At 55.4% G+C, this 16,193-nt stretch carries 15 protein-coding genes; 9 read left to right on the top strand and 6 right to left on the bottom strand.

Annotated elements, in window-relative coordinates; all coding sequences use genetic code 11:
• Positions 1 to 3 precede the first annotated feature (3 nt).
• Positions 4 to 1,092: an ABC transporter ATP-binding protein gene (locus E6C51_RS19090; RefSeq protein ID WP_190237179.1), complete on the top strand. Its 1,089-nt coding sequence runs from the start codon at positions 4 to 6 to the stop codon at positions 1,090 to 1,092.
• A 52-nt stretch (positions 1,093 to 1,144) separates the two neighbouring features.
• On the opposite strand, the gene E6C51_RS19085 is transcribed toward E6C51_RS19090, so the two are convergent.
• The 4 genes from E6C51_RS19085 to E6C51_RS19070 all read right to left on the bottom strand — a co-directional run bounded on the left by E6C51_RS19085 (position 1,145) and on the right by E6C51_RS19070 (position 5,772).
• Positions 1,145 to 2,437 carry an NAD(P)/FAD-dependent oxidoreductase gene (locus tag E6C51_RS19085; RefSeq protein ID WP_190237178.1) on the bottom strand — a complete coding sequence of 431 codons (1,293 nt, stop codon included), beginning with the start codon at positions 2,435 to 2,437 and terminating at the stop codon, positions 1,145 to 1,147.
• Between the two features lie 68 nt (positions 2,438 to 2,505).
• Positions 2,506 to 2,928: a RidA family protein gene (locus tag E6C51_RS19080; RefSeq protein WP_146937808.1), complete on the bottom strand. Its 423-nt coding sequence runs from the start codon at positions 2,926 to 2,928 to the stop codon at positions 2,506 to 2,508.
• Between the two features lie 125 nt (positions 2,929 to 3,053).
• Positions 3,054 to 4,193, bottom strand: coding sequence for a tyramine oxidase subunit B (locus tag E6C51_RS19075; RefSeq protein WP_190237177.1), 1,140 nt, complete (start codon positions 4,191 to 4,193; stop codon positions 3,054 to 3,056).
• 133 nt (positions 4,194 to 4,326) lie between these two features.
• Complete coding sequence (locus tag E6C51_RS19070) at positions 4,327 to 5,772, bottom strand: APC family permease (RefSeq protein WP_190237176.1); 1,446 nt, start codon at positions 5,770 to 5,772, stop codon at positions 4,327 to 4,329.
• A 127-nt stretch (positions 5,773 to 5,899) separates the two neighbouring features.
• Between E6C51_RS19070 and E6C51_RS19065 the strand changes: the two genes are divergently transcribed.
• On the top strand, positions 5,900 to 6,916 hold the full coding sequence (locus E6C51_RS19065) for an AraC family transcriptional regulator (protein WP_230987470.1): 1,017 nt from the start codon (positions 5,900 to 5,902) through the stop codon (positions 6,914 to 6,916).
• On the opposite strand, the gene E6C51_RS19060 is transcribed toward E6C51_RS19065, so the two are convergent.
• On the bottom strand, positions 6,879 to 7,847 hold the full coding sequence (locus tag E6C51_RS19060) for a LysR family transcriptional regulator (RefSeq protein WP_190237174.1): 969 nt from the start codon (positions 7,845 to 7,847) through the stop codon (positions 6,879 to 6,881). The two genes, E6C51_RS19065 and E6C51_RS19060, sit on opposite strands and share 38 nt — an antisense overlap.
• A 282-nt stretch (positions 7,848 to 8,129) precedes the next feature.
• On the opposite strand from E6C51_RS19060, the gene E6C51_RS19055 reads away from it, so the two are divergent.
• The 4 genes from E6C51_RS19055 to E6C51_RS19040 all read left to right on the top strand — a co-directional run bounded on the left by E6C51_RS19055 (position 8,130) and on the right by E6C51_RS19040 (position 12,029).
• Positions 8,130 to 8,480 carry a Dabb family protein gene (locus E6C51_RS19055; protein ID WP_146937795.1) on the top strand — a complete coding sequence of 117 codons (351 nt, stop codon included), beginning with the start codon at positions 8,130 to 8,132 and terminating at the stop codon, positions 8,478 to 8,480.
• Positions 8,477 to 9,550: a maleylacetate reductase gene (locus E6C51_RS19050; protein WP_190237173.1), complete on the top strand. Its 1,074-nt coding sequence runs from the start codon at positions 8,477 to 8,479 to the stop codon at positions 9,548 to 9,550. Before E6C51_RS19055 ends, E6C51_RS19050 begins: the two co-directional genes overlap by 4 nt.
• 28 nt (positions 9,551 to 9,578) lie before the next feature.
• Positions 9,579 to 10,445, top strand: coding sequence for an intradiol ring-cleavage dioxygenase (locus E6C51_RS19045; RefSeq protein WP_210235016.1), 867 nt, complete (start codon positions 9,579 to 9,581; stop codon positions 10,443 to 10,445).
• A gap of 75 nt (positions 10,446 to 10,520) precedes the next feature.
• Positions 10,521 to 12,029: an aldehyde dehydrogenase family protein gene (locus E6C51_RS19040; RefSeq protein WP_190237171.1), complete on the top strand. Its 1,509-nt coding sequence runs from the start codon at positions 10,521 to 10,523 to the stop codon at positions 12,027 to 12,029.
• 231 nt (positions 12,030 to 12,260) lie between these two features.
• On the opposite strand, the gene E6C51_RS19035 is transcribed toward E6C51_RS19040, so the two are convergent.
• A complete protein-coding gene (locus tag E6C51_RS19035) occupies positions 12,261 to 12,827 on the bottom strand; it encodes a nuclear transport factor 2 family protein (protein WP_190237170.1) in 567 nt (188 codons plus the stop codon).
• A 647-nt stretch (positions 12,828 to 13,474) separates the two neighbouring features.
• Between E6C51_RS19035 and E6C51_RS19030 the strand changes: the two genes are divergently transcribed.
• The 3 genes from E6C51_RS19030 to E6C51_RS19020 are packed head-to-tail and all read left to right on the top strand — an operon-like array spanning position 13,475 to position 16,166.
• Positions 13,475 to 14,635: an amidase gene (locus tag E6C51_RS19030; RefSeq protein ID WP_190237169.1), complete on the top strand. Its 1,161-nt coding sequence runs from the start codon at positions 13,475 to 13,477 to the stop codon at positions 14,633 to 14,635.
• A gap of 4 nt (positions 14,636 to 14,639) precedes the next feature.
• Positions 14,640 to 15,779 carry an acyl-CoA dehydrogenase family protein gene (locus E6C51_RS19025; protein WP_190237168.1) on the top strand — a complete coding sequence of 380 codons (1,140 nt, stop codon included), beginning with the start codon at positions 14,640 to 14,642 and terminating at the stop codon, positions 15,777 to 15,779.
• A gap of 24 nt (positions 15,780 to 15,803) precedes the next feature.
• On the top strand, positions 15,804 to 16,166 hold the full coding sequence (locus E6C51_RS19020) for a hypothetical protein (protein WP_190237167.1): 363 nt from the start codon (positions 15,804 to 15,806) through the stop codon (positions 16,164 to 16,166).
• The last annotated feature ends 27 nt before the right edge of the window (positions 16,167 to 16,193 follow it).

The following is a 16,193-nucleotide window of genomic DNA, read 5'->3' as shown; positions in this document are numbered from 1 at the left end:
AATATGGGCCGGATCACACTGCAAAAGGTCGTCAAGTCTTTCGGTGCACTGGATATTCTCCACGGCATCGATCTGGATATCCAGGATGGCGAATTCATCGTCTTCGTTGGTCCATCGGGATGCGGAAAATCCACGTTGCTGCGCCAGATTGCCGGGCTGGACAAGCCAACCAGCGGGCAAATCCATATCGATGGCGAATTGGTCAATGATGTACCCGCCGCCGATCGCGGTCTTGCTATGGTGTTTCAGTCTTACGCGCTTTATCCGCACATGACGGTGCGGCAAAATCTAGCGTTTGGGCTTGAAAATGCCCGTTTGCCGAAACACGAGATCGACAGCCGCATTGCAGAAGCTGCCAGAATGCTGGAAATCGGCGATTACCTGAACCGCAGGCCCGGCCAGCTTTCCGGCGGCCAGCGCCAGCGTGTTGCCATTGGCCGCGCCATTGTGCGCAACCCAACCGCGTTTTTGCTTGATGAGCCGCTTTCCAATCTCGATGCGGAACTGCGCATTTCCATGCGTGCCGAACTCTCGGCTTTGCACGCCCGCCTCAAAACCACGATGATCTATGTGACCCATGATCAGATTGAAGCAATGACGCTGGCCAACCGGATTGTGGTGTTGCGCAAGGGCAAGATCGAGCAGGTCGGCACGCCGCTGGAGCTGTATAACACACCGGCAAACCGCTTTGTGGCTGGCTTTATTGGTGCGCCGAGCATGAATTTTCTTACCGGCACAATTCTCTCAACGGGTGCTGATGGCACACGGCTGACCGTGCTGGGTGAAACGCAACTCACCACGTCGCGCACGGCCGTTGATGCAAAAGCCGGACAGAAAATCAATGTCGGGGTCCGCCCGCAGCACATCCGTCTGGCAAAGCCGGAGGAAAACGGCATCAGCGCCCACATCGATATGGTTGAAGCACTTGGCTCGGAAACCGTTATTCACGCCCATGCAGTAACTGGCGAAACCATTCTTGCGGTGCTGGCCGGTCAGCATGATCTGGCAAAGGGAACAGAGGTACAGCTCAGCTTTGAAAGCCGAGACATTCATCTGTTTGATGAAGCAGGGCTGCGGCTTGCGGGCACCTGATGGGACATGTGCAATGTCTGTCAGGGCCACTTGCCCTGACAGACCTTGGCTATCAAAAACGCTCCAGTCGGTAGGGCGAAGGATCGATAAGCGGTGTGTCGCCGGTGATCAAATCTGCGGCCAATTGGCCAGCGGCGGGGCCTGTGCCAAAGCCGTGGCCTGAGAAGCCCGATGCCACGGTAAAGCCTTTGATTTTTGCAACTGTCGCAATAACGGGAAGCGAATCCGGGGTAATATCCATCATTCCCGCCCAGACTTCTTCGATTTTTGCCTGTCGAAACGCGGGCCATGCGGCAATCAGGTTCTGCATCGCCTCGTCATTGAGGGTGGGAATGGTTGGCGGGTCCATGGTGCGGATATGCTCAAACGGCGATTTGCTTTTTGGCCCCCACCGGCGTGGCATGGCGATATCGCGCAAGAAATCCTTCCCCAAACTGATGCGAAGCAGATCGCGCTGAGCGCGCAACATATGCAGATAGCGCAGTCCAATCAGCAGGTGATCGAGCAGAAGCGGTGCGCCCAGCGCACCGCGCTGGGTGATGGTAAAGCCGCCATCGGCGCGGCGGCGGAAAGAGAAATCTGGCCCGCCAACCGCAATCTCTGTTGGTCCTTCCATGGGGGCGGTGCGGATGACTGAGGAGATCAGCGGCAGCGTGGGCAGAGAAACGCCGAGATTGGCAAGGAATTTCCGTGACCACAGCCCACCTGCCAGCAGCACCTGATCGCAGCGGATTTCACCGCGCTCCGTCACCACACCACTGACCTTGCCATTTGACGTGCTGAGCGTGCGCACCGCACAATTCTCGACAATGACCGCGCCCTTTTTGATGGCAGCATTGGCGATTGCACTTGGGGCAAGGGTTGGCTCGGCCCGGCCATCGGAGGGCGTATAAATGCCCCCTGCCCACTTGCCTTGTCCGCCCGGTACAAGATTATCGATCTCGTTTGCACTCAAAAGCTTTGAATCAAGCGACAACTGGCTGACAGATTTCATCCAGTTGCGATGCATATCCATTTCCGCATCTGTTCTGGCCAGATACATGATACCGGCCTGCCGATAGCCAACATCAGCCCCGACCCGCTCCGGCATCTCGGCCCAAAGCTTGTCAGCCGCCAGCGACATTGGCACATCCGGCGCAGAGCGTCCCATTTTGCGCACCCAACCCAGATTGCGCGAGGATTGCTCACCTGCCACTCTGCCCTTTTCCAGCACCACGACGGGAATGCCGCGCTCGGCCAATGTCAGAGCCGCCGTCAGCCCGACAATGCCTGCGCCAATCACAACAACCGTGGTGCTTGCGGGAAAATCGGAAGATGTTTGGACCGGAGAAATTGTAGGGGCCATGGCTGATGTCCTTGAATCAATCAAAAAAGCAATTGGCGCAATGGTTTATGCTATTGCGCCAAAGGCGATCACAGCGAAATCGTGCGCTCTTCAACCTCAGCTGAGGATGCGCCCTTATAGGCGGTCACTTCGATCTCGACCTTATAGACGGTGGAGCCAAGCGGCGGGCAGGTGACCGTGCTGGCGGGATTGATCCCGCGGAATTTCTCGCCCACCAGCGTCATAACCGCCAGCGTATCATCGGGGTCTTGAATGAAAACGCGCGAAGCAACCACATCAGCAAGCGAGGAGCCAACGGCGGCAAGAGCTGCTTCAATATTGGCAAACACTTGTTTGGCCTGTTCGGTCACATCCTCGGGTATTTCTTTTGTCTGCGGATTCCGACCGGCGGTATTGGAGACAAAAATCCAGTTGTCGACAGCGACGATACGAGAATAGCTGCCATGCTCTTCAAACTTGGAACCCGTTTTGATCTTCACAACCTTGGTCATCGTATTTCCATTGCTTTTTGAGTGAAATAAGCGGCAAGACGCTTTGCTTGGGTAAAGCGCCCTGCCATGAAGCGGACTCAGAAAATCCACCCGCCTCTTTTGTGTGAGACGGCTTTTGGCTGTGGTCAGCGCAGCACGGGAACATCCCAGAGGTTCAGCTTGACACCAATGCCGCGCTCAATAGCGTTGCGGTACACAATCGTGCCCCAGGCCACGTCTTCAACAGGCATGCCGCCAACCGACATGATAATGATTTCATCATCATTTTGACGGCCCACGGCGTCGCCGGAAATGATTTTACCAATGTCTTCAAGCTGATCACGGCTCATTTTGCCTTCAGCAATCATGTCCATGAACTTCACGCCGAGAATAGGCACATGCACATGCGCGGGCTTTGGCAGCTCGTGATACCACGCATCATAAAGGCCGGTATTGTCGACCACTTTACGAATATCGGGATGCTCCATGCCGTCATCGATGTCGCAAAGGGCTGGCATGGCCAGAAATGCACCCGGCTTGACCCATGCGCGCTGAATCTTGGGATAGGTCGATGGATCACCAACGGCACCGGAATTGCAGAAGGTGACGAGATCTGAATCGCGCACCACCGCTTCAATGCTATCAACAACCTCAACCGTTGTGACCTGTGGGAAGGTTTCGGCCAGCCAGGAGAGAAACGCATCAAGGCTCTTTTGGCCCCGCCCCTTCACCTTGACCGTATCAATATTGGGGCATGTGGCCATGAAGGCCGCGAGCGTGGTTTTAGCCATCACGCCCGGACCCAAAATGCCGACAACTTTCGAATCCTTGCGGGCCAGATGCCGCGCGCCAACGCCGGGAATGGCACCGGTGCGATAGGCCGACAAAAGATTGGCCGACATGAAGGCAAGCGGCGCGCCGGTGTCGGCATCATTGAGGCAAAACATCAAAATGGAGCGCGGCAGGCCCTTTTCGCGGTTTTCAATGTTGGAGCCATACCATTTCATACCAGCGGTTTTGAACCGCCCACCCAGATAGGCGGGCATGGCCATGAAGCGGCGGTCAGCGGTTGGCTTTGGCATATCCGGGAAAGGAGAATTCTCTGGAAAGGAGATCGCAGCACCGTGAGAATCGCTGTTGGGGCCAGCCATGCGATAATCACCCGTGTAGAGCAGGCCGAACATTTCTTCCATCGCGTCAACACATTGGGGCATGTCTGTCACCCCTGCACGGATCATGTCCTGCTCGGAGAGGTAGATGAAGTCGATCTTGGTATCATAGCTCATTATAAAAACTCGTGTTGGGTTGCGAGGATTCTGGCCGCCCGACGATCAAGATCGGGCAGTCGATGGTGGTTTGATGGGATGCGGTGTTGAATGAAAACGCGGTTGGCAGGGGTTGCAGCGCAACCCCGTGCGCTCACGCTTCAAAAATTTCGCCAAGGGCTGCGTAACGTGCCGGACTGGTTTTCCTGATCGACAGCGCATAGAGCACACCGAGGATGCCAACAGCGATGACGATGAAGGGGAAGGAGTCGACGACAATGTTCGACGAACCCGCCAGAAGATCGAGATTGGAGATAACCAGTACAATTGCGCCAGCAAGAGCCGCAAGCGCGATTGCGGGAGCAACCGCCGTTCTCAACACGCCGTGGCCTCTGCGGTTGTTGTGGAAGAACATCAAGATCGCGATAGAAACCAGTGCCTGCGTGCTCAAAATGCTCAACACGGCAAGTGCTGACATGTAGGAAAACACCACGGTGAAGGGATCCTGCCCGGTAATGGCGAAGGCGGCCAGCACAATGGCTGCAATGGACGACTGCAACATGCCTGCCATATAGGGCGAGCCGTGGATCGCATGGACCTTGCCAAGCACCTTGAAGGCCAGACCTTCTCTGCCCAGAGCAAAGAAATAGCGGTTCAGCGTATTGTGGAACGACAGAATGCAGGCAAACAGGCTGGTGATCAGCAAGATATTCATGGCATGCGCTGCCCATGGACCAAGCACTTTGGTGGCGGCATCAAAGAACAGCGTGTTCAAGGCACCACTGGCAACAGTGCGAATATTGTCCGGTCCATAATATTGCACAATTGCCCAGGTGGAGAATGCGTAGAAAATGGCAATCAACAGCACCGAGACATAGGTTGCCCGTGGAATGGTGATCTCGGGGCGGTGCGCCTCTTCACCAAAAATAGCGGTTGCTTCAAAGCCGATAAACGAGCCGACAACGAAGACGAGCGAGACGCCAATGCCGGGGCTGAACACCGTTTCAGGGGCAAATGAGGTGACGCTGAACCCTTGCGGCCCACCACCGTGCAGCACAATGCCAATATCCAGCATCAGAAGAATGACCATCTCCGCCAGCATACAGATACCGAGAATGGCCCCTGAAAAGGCAATGTTGCGCTGGCCGGAAAAATGCACGATCAGCAAAAACGAAAAGGACCAAACCCACCACGGCAGATCAACGCCGAGCGCTGCAAACGCGGTTTGGGTGAAAACGCCGATCATGCCGTAGACGGCAATTTGCACGGAGCTATAGGTCAAAAGCGCCATGAAGGCACCGCCGACACCGGCTGGCTTGCCAATACCATTGGCGATATAGGTATAGAATGCGCCAGCACCGCGAACGTGGCGGCCCATCGTGGTGAAACCGACAGAAAAGACCAGATACAAAAGCCCGGCCAGAACAAAGGCTCCCGGCACGCCTGCACCATTGCCAAAGGCAAAGGCAGGTGGCGTGGCACCAACGACGGCTGTCAGTGGTGCTGCGGCGGCGACAACGAAAAAGACAATATGCGCAACTCCAATCGAATTGCGCGCCAACTTATCAGAAGGCACAGGTGTGCTCTCTCCAGTTTGCATGTTGAACCCCTTTTATTTTCATTTATTGTTGATGAGATTAAACCTCATTTTGGCGCTGGCAGTATTGCAAATCATGTCACGGATTTGATAATATGCGTCAATATTACCGTAAATTTGGATGGCACCAATGAATGACATCCTGAAGCCAGCACGATCCCTTGCCTTTATCAGGGTTGCTGCGATCAAACCTTTGCTCGAACAATTCGCCTCTCGCCAAAGCAAGGCGCGCGAGCTGCTGCACAAGCATCGGATTCTGCTATCAGTTCTTGATGACCCCTATGCCGTCATTCCCCTTCATCGTTTTGTGGCGTTTTTTGAAGATGCGGCCAGTTCTCTCGATGCCCCTGTTTTTGGCGCTAAGCTGGGTGCGACCTTAACACCCGGCGATATTGGCCCGATGGGTGTGCTGGTGTCCTTTTCGCCCACCATTCGCTCCGCCTTTGAGAATCTTTCGAAATTTGTGAATTCCTTGCAAAATTCAACAACGTCCAGCGTCCGGCAGGATGGTGACATCCTGATCTGGAGTTATCGCATCGCCGACGACTCGATCTGGCCACGCCGCCATGATGCCGAATATTCGCTGGCTGCGAGCTGTCAGCTGATCCGCACCAATTTCAAGGTCAACTGGCGGCCCATGGAAGTGCATTTTGAGCACGAAGCACCGGAGCAGGCGGAAGCTATCCGCCGGATCTTCAAAGCCCCGGTTTTGTTCAAACAGTCCAGCAACCGTATTATTATGAACGTGGAGGAAGCCGATCGGGTCTACCGCACCGAGAACAAAGAGCTGACGCTTATTCTGGAACGGCACATCGGCGATCTGATCAATGAAACCAACGTTGGCAACAGCATAACCGCGAAAGTGAAATCGCTCATCGAGCTTTATATCGGTGTGCGCCCCATCACCATTGGTCTGATTGCAGAAGAACTGGGCCTGAAGCCCAGAACCCTGCAACGACGCTTGGAGGATGAGGGAACCACAATCCGCATTCTGACACAGGCGTGTCGGCAGGAACTGGCCAGCAGGCTGCTCTCCACCAGCGCCTCGACCATGTCTGATGTGGCGCAAGCCTTGGGCTATGCCGATGGCGCGGTGTTTTCCAGAGCCTTCAAGGGCTGGGCAGGTCATCCGCCGTCAAAGGCATGATTGTGACGGGGCTGGGCTGTTCATTCCATACTCGCTCCAGATCATGCTCGCGGAAATATTGCACCAGCGCATCAATAAACAGCCGTGTTCTTGCTGGAAGATGGGTGCGGGTTGGAAACGCCACATTCATGATCAGCGGTTGGAGCTTCCAATCGGCAAGGACTGGAACAAGCCTGCCCGCATCGAGGTCGTCTTTGATGATATAGGCTGGCTGAACCAATATTCCCATGCCATTGAGTGCCGATCTAAGCAGCACCTGCCCATCATTGCAGGTCACCTCGGCACTGACCGTCACACGTTTTGTCTCGCCATTGCGCTCGAACGTCAGATGATCCCAATCGTCAGACAAGGTGTATAAAAGCATGGCGTGGCGCTCCAGATCTTCAGGACAGCGCGGCACACCAAAACGCGCCAGATAGTCCGGCGACGCCGCCAGAAGTCTTGGCAGTTCTGCCAATTTGCGAATGGTCACAGAGCTATCCATCTCCATGCGCCGCGTCCTGATCGCAAGATCAAGGCCATTTTCGATAATATCATAATAGCGGTTGGAGACTTGCAGATCGACCCGCACGCGCGGATGGTTCTGCTTGAACATCTGGATCACCGGCAGCAAATGCAGCAGCGTGAAGGACAGCGAAGCACCAACGCGCAAAGTGCCCAGCGGCTCCGCCGAAACAAGACTGACGCTGTCTTCGGCGGTCTGAAGGCTCATCAGGATATCGCGGGCGCTATCAGCAAAGCGCTCGCCTTCAGCCGTCAGCGACAATTGCCGCGTTGTACGCTGCACCAGTCGCACACCAAGCCGGGCCTCAAGACTGGTCAGACACCGGCTGACACCCGAAACAGAAAGCCCGAGAATCTCTGCGGCGCGGGTCAGGCTTGCCTCGTCGGCAATTTTCGTGAAGACCTCAAGCTCTGTGAAACGATCCATGGCTCTTCCCCTTATTTTTAACGGTAATTTTCACTTAAATTTGTCACATTGCAAGGCCAATCCTTGTCTTTTGCAAATTTCGCAAGAATGTTTTCCAATTTACGTGATTTATCCTGTAATAAAACGATGAAAGGGTAGTGCAGATGGTTTGATCACCTTCTAGAGCCCGTCAGGTTCAGATTGAACCTGACGGGCTCTAGATTTCTTTGTTTTCGTTTGTTCTTCGGGAAAACCGGATTCCACTTTTCCCTAACAAACTCTAAGCGCCAGCGGAGTTCGCGAATGACATCAACCTCGGCCACCTCCTCCCCCATATGCCACATCGTCATGTGGAATGCCGCCGGTGCGACACCCGCTGAAAAGGCAGGCAATATCGCAACCATCATGCGCGAATTCCAAGGGCTGAAGGGGAAAATTCCGGGCATGATCAAGCTCGAAGTCGGGGTTGATACCAGCCGCATTTCTTATGCGTGCGATGTTGTTCTCGTCACCGAGTTCGAAAGCCAGGCCGCGCTTGATGCCTATGCCACCCACCCGGCCCATCTTGCGGTGCGCGACAGGCTGGAAGGCTTGCGCATTGCCCGCCATCAGGTGGATTATCCCATGCAGAACGCCGAGGTTGAACTGGTATGAGCAGCCAAAATTTCATCTATACCGGCCACCCTGCCCGCGTCATTTTCGGCTTCGGCACCACAACCCAATTGCCGGATGAGGTTGAGCAACTTGGCGCGCGCCGCGCCCTGGTCTTATCAACGCCTGCGCAAACGTCGCAAGCGGAGCATTTGGCTGGCTTGCTGGGTGCCACCTGCGTCGGCATCTTCTCTGGTGCTGTCATGCACACGCCAGTTGATGTGAGCGAGCAGGCTGTCAGCCTTGCAAGAGAAGTGGATGCCGATGTTGTGGTGGGCGTTGGTGGTGGCTCTACCACCGGGCTTGCCAAGGCCATTGCGCTGCGCACCGATCTGCCACAAATCATCTTGCCCACCACCTATGCCGGATCAGAAATGACACCGATTCTGGGTGAAACCAGCGATGGGGCCAAGCGCACACAGACCACGCTGAAAGTTCTGCCAGAGGTCGTGATTTATGATGTGGAGCAGACCCTCGGCCTGCCCCCCGGCATTTCCGGCACCTCAGGCATCAATGCCATGGCCCATGCCGTTGAGGCCCTGTATGCCCGCGATAGCAATCCGGTGATTTCCAGCCTTGCGCTGCAAGCCATCAAAGCGCTAGCCGTGGCCTTGCCCAAAATTGCCAAAGACCCCACCGATCGGGATGCGCGTTTTGATGCGCTCTACGGGGCCTGGCTATGTGGTATTTGCTTGGGCTCGGTTGGCATGGCGCTGCACCACAAGCTGTGTCACACACTGGGCGGCAGCTTTGATCTGCCCCATGCCGAGACCCACACGGTGATCCTGCCCCATGCGCTGGCCTATAATGCCCCGGCAATGCCCGAGGTCATGGTGGCACTTGAGGGTGTTTTAGGCCCTGATCCAGCGCTTGCCTTGCAGAGACTTGCGCACAGCGTCAACGCGCCAACCAGCCTCAAAGAGATCGGAATGCCTGCGGATGGTGTGGACCGAGCCGCCCATATCGCCCTGTCCAACAGCTATTGGAACCCCCGACCGCTTGAGTTGTCAGCCATAAGAGATTTACTTCAGCGCGCTTTTGAAGGCGCGCCGCCTGTCACGGCAGAGGGGTGACGAGAAAAATGAACATCGGGAGGATGACATAATGAGCTACTTAACTGAGGAAACATCCGTTGATGTCGTCAATGGGAGGATGGGAGAAGAAACATCGCCGCGCCTGCGCCAGATCATGTCATCGCTCGTCCGCCATTTGCATGACTTTATCCGTGACGTTGAATTAACCGAGGAAGAATGGGAAGTCGCTATCGATTTTCTGACCCGGACCGGGCAAATCTGTTCTGGCAACCGGCAGGAGTTCATTCTTCTCTCCGACACGCTTGGCGTCTCCATGCTGGTGGATGCCATCAACAACAGAGCCCCGAGCGGCGCGACGGAGACCACTGTTTTCGGCCCCTTCCATGTTGCCGGTGCCCCGGAGCGGGAGATGGGAGCCAATATCAGCCTTGATGGCAAGGGCGAGATTTGCCTCTACCAAGGCCGGGTGCTGGATCTGGACGGCAATCCCATCAAGGACGCGCTGATTGATGTCTGGTCCGACAATGAAGATGGCTTTTATGACGTGCAGCAGCCCGGAATCCAGCCGCCTTTCAACAATCGGGGCGTTTTTCGAACCGGAGCCGATGGCCGCTATGCCTTCCGTGGCATCAAGCCGGTCTCCTATCCCATCCCGGATGATGGGCCTGTGGGCAAAATGCTGGCCGCCCTTGGTCGCCACCCCTGGCGCCCTGCCCACATGCATTTCATGGTGACAGCCCCCGGTTTTAGGCGGGTTATCACCCATATTTTTGCGGCTGGCGACCTCTATCTCGTCTCAGACGCGGTGTTTGGCGTCAAACAATCGCTCATCGTCTCATTTGAACCGGCTGACAGCCTCAGCGAAGCTTGGCGCGCCAATTATGATTTTGTGCTGTGTCCTGACGCAGACCGCGCACAATCGGGATCAGTTTAACACAATCATACATGGCATCGTGCACAGCGCTGACCACCAGAACAATGATAAAATTTAACTCCAAGGGAACATAAAATGCACATTGCTCAACCTGATCTCGCCGTCGAGTCTGTTGCCGCCTCGGTCTCAGAATTTTTAAAAGCGCCTCTGGCCCTGATTGACGGCAAGTCCGTTTTCGCCCAGTCTGGTGAAACCTATGCGGTTTACAATCCTGCCACCGGCGACGTGCTGGCCCATGTGCCTGCCTGCAATGCGGTCGATGTGGATTTGGCCGTGCGCGCGGCGCAAGCCGCATTTGAGGGTCCGTGGTCAAAGCTTCTACCCGTCCAACGACAGAGCATATTGCTCAAGCTGGCGGACTTGATTGAGGCCAATGGCGAAGAGCTGGCACAGCTGGAAACGCTGAACCAGGGCAAATCCATCATGCTCTCGCGGCTGATCGAAGTGCAGTCTTCAGCTGAATATTTCCGCTATATGGCGGGTTGGGCCACCAAGATCGAAGGCTCAACGCTGGATGTATCCATCGCTATTCCCCCCGGCATGCAATATCAGGCCTTCACTCGCAAAGAAGCTGTCGGCGTGGTTGCTGCCATCACACCTTGGAACTTTCCGCTCACGATGGCTGCCTGGAAGATTGCGCCTGCGCTGGCCGCTGGCTGCACCGTGGTTTTGAAACCCGCAGAAGAAACCCCGCTCACCTCCATTCGTCTGGCCCAGCTTTGCCTTGAAGCTGGTATTCCTGAAGGGGTTGTCAATGTCGTCACCGGCATGGGTGAGGCTGTGGGCGCACCATTGGTTGCCCATCCCGGCGTTGCCAAAATCACCTTCACCGGCTCAACAGAGACTGGCAAGCTGATCGGCATTCAGGCCATGCGCGATATGAAGCGCGTCACACTTGAGCTTGGCGGCAAAGCGCCAATGGTGATGTTTGATGATATGGACCTTGAGCTTTTGGGGGCTGCCGCCGGCATTGGTGCCTTCTTCAACACCGGACAGACCTGCTGCGCAGGCACCCGTATCTATGTGCAAAAAGGCATTTACGAAAAGGTTCTCGCGGTTGTAACCGGCATTACCCGCAGCCTTGCCATCGGCTCTGGCCTTGATCCCCGCAATCAGATCAACCCCGTTGTCTCGGCGCGCCATCAGGCCCACGTCAAGGCCTGCATCGCCCGTGGCATTGAGCAGGGCGCAACCCCGCTGATTGGCGCGCAAGCACCAGAAAAAGGCTATTATGTTTCGCCTGAACTCTTCACTGGTGTGCGTCAGGATATGGCGCTGATGCAGGACGAAATCTTCGGCCCGGTGGTGACAATCACACCGTTCAGCGATCCGGACGAGGCCATTCGCCTTGCCAACGACACCAAATTTGGCCTGAGCGCGTCGCTTTGGACCAATGATTTGAACAAGGTGATGCGCTATGTGCCAAAGCTTCAGGCAGGGACGGTCTGGGTCAACAGCCACAACATTCCCGACCAGAACATGCCCTTTGGCGGCATGAAGCAATCGGGCATTGGCCGCGAGCATGGCAGTGGTGCCCTCGACAATTACCTCGAGACCAAGGCCGTGTGCGTCGCTTACCGCTGATCACAGCCCCTTCTATCGACTGGATAATTCCTGAAATCAGAATCGATTGAAGGTAAAAATTATTCAGCAGATTTAGAGTGTTACAGCGACTTTTGTGCGCCATATTTGGTGAGAGGCGCTGTAACGTGATTGAAGGGCGCATTCTACCGCAAGTATAAAAAGCAAAAACGCCGTGCGCTCCTGAGAGTGCACGGCGTTTATTTTGACAGCGATCCTTGTCGTTTCCGAATGTTACGGCTTCATCAGCACGGATTTTGATGGATAATCCGACGCCCATGTGGCTGGCAGCGGGGCGACAAAGACATTTTCGGTGCGTGTGCGGGTGATTTTCCATACACCATCGGGCTCTTTGCGGAAGGTGTTGTTGAGGCGCGAAGAGCGCAAAAGCGCTTTGCCATCAGAAAACAGCCAGGGCTGCATATGCACCCATTGGCCGTCCGCCGTTGTTCCACTTTCATGGACGTGGATTTGCTCTGATGTCAGATAATGACAATTCAAGATCAGCGCGGGATCTTTCTTGCCCCCCCAGAAACCTTCAAAATGGCGACGAATGGCAGCAGCACCATCAGCCTTGCCGAATTGATTGGTGTAATATTCGCCTACGCCTTCCCACACGGCGTCCTCAGTATAGAGTTCCATGATGCGGTCGATGCGCTGGGCATCGTCCTCAACGCCATATTCCGGGTTGGGCGTATCGCATAAAAACATATACCGGGCCTGAATGCGGCGAATGTCAGCCTCTGCTTCAAGGACTTCGATACGGCGGATCAAGCTCGCAAGGTCGGTTTGGCTGGTCATGAAAAGTTCCCTGTTTAAATTTGTTTTCCTGGAGGGTGATGTCTCACGCGCGGGAGACGATGCGCTTTTCCAATCCCCTAATTTTACAGCGCCTCTCACCAAATATGGCGCACAAAACACGCTGTAACACTCTAAATTTGCTGCATAATTTTCTCCTTATATCGATTCCGATTTCAGGAATTATGCAGGAGGGCCGTCGAACTGGGCGGCGCATTGATGAATGCCGGGTGGCAGTGCAAAAGCCTAACGCAGGTGAGCCATCGGTCAAGCGGTAATATTCATGTAATTATTCTTCATGACGTTTGGGAGGGCGTTAAGTGCTTGTTAATTCGGCCAATCATGCTCATTGCGCTGGCCTGCAAACAGTTTTTCAAAATACGCAATAATTTTACGTGAATATTCATGTTAACGTGTGAAGCGGGAGATCTGGCAAATGATGTCAGATCAGTGAGAAATTTGAACATTGTCAGCCTGTTGAACCGGATTCGCAAAGCCACTGCGATTACGGCAACCTGTGCGTAAACACCTGAAATCACGAAATAATAATCGTCAATAAAGGTGTTTTTCAATTGACAGTGCGCAAATTTACAGTAATTTTACCGCAATAAAGGGAACCAGCCAAAAGGCTGATATAAAAATGGTGCATCATGAGCATTCCAGCAGAAAGCCATCAGGCGTTCGTCGCCACAATTGCGCTTGGTGATCCAAACGGGCCACGCGTTGCCATCAAAGACTGCATCGATATTGAAGGCATGGTCACCCGCTGTGGCAGTGAAGCGTTAAGCACAGCAGCCCCCGCTGCCCGTCATGCCACGGTGATTGACCATATCCTCACATCCGGCTGTCAGATTGTTGCTAAAGCCCGGATGCATGAGCTGGCCTATGGCATGACGGGTGTTAATCTTTTTGAGGGAACGCCGATCAACCCGAGATGGCCAGACCGTATTCCCGGCGGTTCCTCATCCGGTTCAGCCGTTGCAACAGCCGCTGGTCTGGTGGATTTTGCCATCGGCACCGACACTGGCGGCTCGGTGCGCCAACCGGCCATCTGTTGCGGGGTCATTGGCCTCAAGCCCAGTTTTGGCCGGGTGGATCGCACGGGCGCACAGCCCGCCCAAAGCTCGCTGGACTGCATTGGTCCCTTTGCCAGAACGATCTCGATGATTGAGCGGGCCATGGCGGCGATTGATCCGACGTTTCGGGTGGAGAGCCTCGACAGCGCCCCAAGAATTGCAAGTCTGGCGCTTGACGACAAGATCGATCCGCAGATGGCGCAAGCTGCAAGGGCAGTGCAATCCAGAGATGGCAGCACGGTTGAACTCGTTACGCTGGATTTGCTCGACGATGCTTTTGCCGCAGGCATGACGATTATTGCCCGTGAAACCCTTTTGGCCAATGCACACCTGCTTGATGCTGGTGCCCCCTTGGGTGACGATGTGCGCAAACGCCTTGAAGGCGCACGCTTAGTCAGCGATGCGGATATGACTGCGGCTGAAGATGTCAGGCAGCGCTTTAGCGCGCAGGTTGATGCCATTTTGGACAATTATGATGTTCTTTTGACACCCGCCATGCCGATTGCGCCGCCATTGCTGAGCGAAGCGCGCGATCCATCCAAAGTTCTGTCGCTGACCCGCTATTTGCGCCCTTTCAACCTTTCAGGCCATCCGGCCATCGTTCTGCCCACTAAGACGGCAGATGGCCTGCCCTCAGGCATCCAGCTTGTGGCGCGCAAAGGGCAGGATGCGCACCTTTGCGCCATTGCCCGCTGGCTTATTGACACACATCTGATTTTTCGGACGGAGGAATAACACCATGAATTCCCACAACCCGCCTGCACCGGGGGCTGCTCTTGAGGCCCTGAAAACTGAAATCATCCAAAGGCGAGAGGAATTTCAGGCCCTGCGTCATATTCCGCTCGATATTGTGCGGAAATTTCAAGACATCGGCGTTTATCGCGCTTTTGTGCCAACCCGCTTTGGTGGCGACAACATTTCACCGCAGGCCTTCTGTCGCCTGATTGAAGAAATCTCGATGGCCGATGCCTCGGCCGGTTGGGTTGCAAGTTTCGGCGTTTCAGCAACCTATCTGGCGTCGCTGCCACCAGAAACCTATGCCAAGATTTATGGTGCGGACCCTAACACCGTGTTTTCCGGTGCAATGTTTCCGCCATGGCCTGCCCGCACCACGCCTCAGGGCTTTGAAGTCAGTGGCCGCTGGCCATGGGGCTCGGGCGTCATGGGCGCATCGATTGTGGGTGCCGGTATTAAAGTCGAGGGTGAGAACAATCCCCTACCGCGCACCGCCGTTATGCCGCGCGATAAAATCACCGTTGACGAAACCTGGGATACCATGGGTCTACGGGCAACCGGCAGCCACGATATTGTTGCCGACAAGGTGATTGTGCCGGAAGAATGGACCTTCATTCGCGGTGGCAAGCCGCAGCAGGATGATATTATCTTTCACTATCCTGCCATGGCGCTGGCCGCCCAGGTATTGGCGGTGGTGGCCCTTGGAACGGCCCGTTCAGCACTCGATTGGGTGCGCAACAATGCCATCAGCCGCGCGTCCGTCACCGGTGCGCCAAGCCCGGCTGCGCGCGCCTATATCCAGATTGATTATGCCAAGGCTGAAGGTGTGCTGATGGGGGCAAGATCCGCCTTCTATGACGCCATCGAACATGGCTGGGAGCAGATGCAAACCAAGGGCGAGGTTGATCGCCCGACCATGATCCGGCTGCGTCATGCCGCCTCCAAAGCCGCGCAGGATGGCGCTGAAGCCGCCCGCCTCGCCTTTGTGATGGGTGGTTCCGAAGCCATGGCCACTGGCCATCCGCTTGGGCGCGCGATGATTGATGCAGCGTGCGTTGCCCAGCACGCCTTTATCAACTCCGGCTCGTGGCAGGCCGCTGGAGCCGCCCTGTTTGAGCAGCCGACGCCCGCTGGCTATCCGTGATTGTTGCAACCTGAGGATTTTATGATGACAGAACCGACACCCATCCGCACGCTTCTGTGCTTGGCCGTGCAGCCCGCGTTTTTCGATCTTCCGTTCAACAAGATCGGTCCGGTCTGGAAAGGCACGCAGGAGTTCATGAGCGGGGTTGCCAAGCTTGAAGGCGTCATTGTTTTGGGAACGCTGGATGATGATGAGACACAAGTGGGCACATCAGCCTCCTTTCCCTGGACCTGGTACATGATGTGCGATTTTCCAAATCGCCAGTCTGTGATCGCCGCCTGCAATCTGCTGCGCACCATTGTGGTCGATGAAGAAGACCACCGCCTTTGGAAATACATGCGCGTTGAAGCCCGTATGGGCCGTGCGCTGACCATTCCAGACCTATGAATTTGCGCCAGACCTATCAATTTTGCG

It is taken from the genome of Gillisella terrae, assembly GCF_004801395.1.
In the GTDB taxonomy this organism is placed as follows: Bacteria; Pseudomonadota; Alphaproteobacteria; order Rhizobiales; family Rhizobiaceae; genus Allorhizobium; species Allorhizobium terrae.
This window is presented reverse-complemented; position numbering and strand designations above follow the sequence as displayed.

What these genes read in the sequence shown, in the direction of transcription:
- E6C51_RS19090 (WP_190237179.1), top strand. Translation starts at nt 4, where the DNA reads ATGGGCCGGATCACACTGCAAAAGGTCGTCAAGTCTTTCGGTGCACTG.
- E6C51_RS19085 (WP_190237178.1), bottom strand. Translation starts at nt 2,437, where the DNA reads ATGGCCCCTACAATTTCTCCGGTCCAAACATCTTCCGATTTTCCCGCA.
- E6C51_RS19080 (WP_146937808.1), bottom strand. Translation starts at nt 2,928, where the DNA reads ATGACCAAGGTTGTGAAGATCAAAACGGGTTCCAAGTTTGAAGAGCAT.
- E6C51_RS19075 (WP_190237177.1), bottom strand. Translation starts at nt 4,193, where the DNA reads ATGAGCTATGATACCAAGATCGACTTCATCTACCTCTCCGAGCAGGAC.
- E6C51_RS19070 (WP_190237176.1), bottom strand. Translation starts at nt 5,772, where the DNA reads ATGCAAACTGGAGAGAGCACACCTGTGCCTTCTGATAAGTTGGCGCGC.
- E6C51_RS19065 (WP_230987470.1), top strand. Translation starts at nt 5,900, where the DNA reads ATGAATGACATCCTGAAGCCAGCACGATCCCTTGCCTTTATCAGGGTT.
- E6C51_RS19060 (WP_190237174.1), bottom strand. Translation starts at nt 7,847, where the DNA reads ATGGATCGTTTCACAGAGCTTGAGGTCTTCACGAAAATTGCCGACGAG.
- E6C51_RS19055 (WP_146937795.1), top strand. Translation starts at nt 8,130, where the DNA reads ATGACATCAACCTCGGCCACCTCCTCCCCCATATGCCACATCGTCATG.
- E6C51_RS19050 (WP_190237173.1), top strand. Translation starts at nt 8,477, where the DNA reads ATGAGCAGCCAAAATTTCATCTATACCGGCCACCCTGCCCGCGTCATT.
- E6C51_RS19040 (WP_190237171.1), top strand. Translation starts at nt 10,521, where the DNA reads ATGCACATTGCTCAACCTGATCTCGCCGTCGAGTCTGTTGCCGCCTCG.
- E6C51_RS19035 (WP_190237170.1), bottom strand. Translation starts at nt 12,827, where the DNA reads ATGACCAGCCAAACCGACCTTGCGAGCTTGATCCGCCGTATCGAAGTC.
- E6C51_RS19030 (WP_190237169.1), top strand. Translation starts at nt 13,475, where the DNA reads ATGAGCATTCCAGCAGAAAGCCATCAGGCGTTCGTCGCCACAATTGCG.
- E6C51_RS19025 (WP_190237168.1), top strand. Translation starts at nt 14,640, where the DNA reads ATGAATTCCCACAACCCGCCTGCACCGGGGGCTGCTCTTGAGGCCCTG.
- E6C51_RS19020 (WP_190237167.1), top strand. Translation starts at nt 15,804, where the DNA reads ATGACAGAACCGACACCCATCCGCACGCTTCTGTGCTTGGCCGTGCAG.